The organism is Erwinia sp. B116, assembly GCF_002865965.1.
Taxonomy (GTDB): domain Bacteria; phylum Pseudomonadota; class Gammaproteobacteria; order Enterobacterales; family Enterobacteriaceae; genus Erwinia.
Genome location: NZ_JRZZ01000109.1, coordinates 1 through 683 on the forward strand (window position 1 = coordinate 1; position 683 = coordinate 683).

The window sequence follows — 683 nt, forward strand, 5'->3', positions numbered from 1 at the left end:
TGTACCCACAGAAACACCTTGATTGCGGGCTTTTCTTGTATCTCAGGGTTCAATACTAAACCAGCAGGCTCATCAGCAGGAACTGCAATTAACACCACAGTTCCTGCATACTTATTATGATCTTTCAGGGACGGGACGATCGGCCTGCGATTATTTCATCGCCCCAATAAATGCCTCAACCTGCCGCTGTCTGCGGTCGGAAAATTTGCATACCTTACGTAGTGATTTCATCAGCTGGGGCTCAGGCTCCCGCGCGGTGATCACCAGGCAACCGGCCATCACCCGCACATCCACTTCGGTACCGGTGGTAAAACCTGCCGCCTCCAGCCACTTGCCCTTCATATTCAGCGCCGCAACGTGCTGATAATCCGGAAGCGTGCTCGCATATCCCACCGTTAAATGCCGAATCGATGAAACGGCAACTTCTGATCTGTCTTCTGCTGCATTACACTCCTGCTTAGCCATGATCACTACCTCGTATAGTTTTTGTGGTTAGCGGGGCGAATGTGGTGACACACATTCGCCCCGCGTCTGAGTACCCGGTAATTATATTCCTCATGCCTTGCTAAATCCTGATTAATTTAATTTAAATTCAATATGTGCAGTGTTGCTCGAATAAAAATGCAATAGTTACATTCCGGGGTGCAAGGGCGGTTTTTAGGGTGCCAGCTTATCAACCAACC

The 683-nt window shown here is 49.2% G+C and carries 1 protein-coding gene; it reads right to left on the reverse strand.

Annotation, left to right across the window (positions count from 1 at the left end; translation table 11 throughout):
- Window positions 1–150 precede the first annotated feature (150 nt).
- A complete protein-coding gene (gene symE, locus NV64_RS22775; protein ID WP_101506850.1) occupies window positions 151–465 on the reverse strand; it encodes an endoribonuclease SymE in 315 nt (104 codons plus the stop codon).
- Between the last annotated feature and the right edge of the window lie 218 nt (window positions 466–683).